The sequence below is a fragment of the Streptomyces sp. NPDC058469 genome, assembly GCF_042721125.1.
In the GTDB taxonomy this organism is placed as follows: Bacteria; Actinomycetota; Actinomycetes; order Streptomycetales; family Streptomycetaceae; genus Streptomyces.
Genome location: NZ_JBHXME010000362.1, coordinates 1 through 1,368, shown reverse-complemented (window position 1 = coordinate 1,368; position 1,368 = coordinate 1). Strand labels below are relative to the sequence as shown.

General features: G+C 67.6%; 2 protein-coding genes. Both read right to left on the bottom strand.

Annotation, left to right across the window (positions count from 1 at the left end; all coding sequences use genetic code 11):
* Positions 1-8: 8 nt before the first annotated feature.
* Entirely contained in the window at positions 9-413 is a 405-nt protein-coding gene (locus ACFWP5_RS52465; protein ID WP_384174560.1) for a type IV toxin-antitoxin system AbiEi family antitoxin domain-containing protein, read from the bottom strand.
* Positions 410-1,264, bottom strand: a complete 855-nt coding sequence (locus ACFWP5_RS52460) for an IS5 family transposase (RefSeq protein WP_384174557.1) — start codon at positions 1,262-1,264, stop codon at positions 410-412. Before ACFWP5_RS52460 ends, ACFWP5_RS52465 begins: the two co-directional genes overlap by 4 nt.
* Positions 1,265-1,368 lie beyond the last annotated feature (104 nt).

Here is a 1,368-nt window from a genome sequence, read left to right as displayed (position 1 = left end):
AGAGGGCGTTAAGTCCGTTTCTGGTAGCGGCCGCGTCCGGGTTGTTCGAGGAGTCCTTGGCGGACGAGTCGTCCCAGGCGGGAGCGGGTGACGTTGATCGAGGGCTCGTCGGTGGGCAGGCCGAGGTGCTCGTGCAGATCGCGGACACGGAACACCTGCCCGGGGTGTTCGTTGAACATGGTCACGATGCGCTGGTAGACGGTTGCGGTGGCGGTCTCCGCGGGGGCGGTCGGGTGGTCGGGCGGGGTGAGGCCGTCGATGACCTTGCGGGTGGCGGCGAGCTCGGCCAGGCGGGCTTCGGTCTGGGCGAGGGCGGTGGTGTGCCGCTCGATCTGCTCGCGCAGGTGGTCGGCTCGCGCAACGGTGTCATCGTGTTCGGTCTGCAGCAGCCGCAGGAGTTCGTGGACGTTCACGCGGCCAGCTCCACGTCGTCCCGCCAGGTGGGGGCAGGGGTGGTAAGGCGGCGGAGCATGCTGGCGGTGGAGGCCCAGTAGACGCGGGAGGCCGCGTTGTCGGGTCGGTGGTCGTAGTCGCGGGCCAGGCGCCGGTGCAGCATGAGGGTGCCGTTGACCTGCTCGACCACCCACCGCTTCGGTTGCGGAACGAAGCCCCGTCCTTTGTCGTCCGGGTTGCGCCGGACCACCTCGACGGTGATGTCCTTCACCGCCCCGTGGATGATCACGGCGTCCTTGAAACCCTGGTCGACCAGGACCTTTTCCAGGCGCATCCCGCATCGTTCGGCCGCCTGGTCCAGCAGGGCGATGCCGGCCTCGTTGTCGTGGGCGCTCGCGGCGAGGATCACCACGCCGATGATCAGGCCCAGCACGTCGACGGCGAGTCCCCGCTTCCTGCCGGGCGTCTTCTTGTTCGCGTCCAGTCCCGTCGTCTCCTTCGGCACTCCGGCCGCCACGCGGACAGACTGGGTGTCGATGATCACCAGGGACGGGTCCTCTAATCGTCTGGACCGCTCCCGCACCTGGCAGCGCAGGATCTCCTGGATCCGCTGGTCGAGACCGTCCTGGCGCCACAGGGTGAAGTAGTAGAACACCGCTGACCAGGCCGGGAGATCGTGTGGCAGGAGCCGCCACTGACAGCCCGTCCGGTTCTGGTAGAGCAGCGCGTTCACTACCTCACGCAGGTCGCAGGATCCCGGGTCCCCGGTCGCCGACCGAGCAACCCGCTCCTGCTTCCACGCCGTGACCAGCGGCTCGATCAATGCCCACTGCTCGTCGGACAAGTCGGTTGCGTACGGCATCCGTTCCATGCCCGCAACCCCATCATGCACACGACATAACGTGAGGACGGAACCGCCCCATCACCCACGAACGAGCGACACCGCATCGTCAGGAACGGGACTTAACGCCCTCT

Coding starts and splice junctions, on each gene's coding strand:
- ACFWP5_RS52460 (WP_384174557.1), bottom strand. CDS start 1,264: ATGGAACGGATGCCGTACGCAACCGACTTGTCCGACGAGCAGTGGGCA.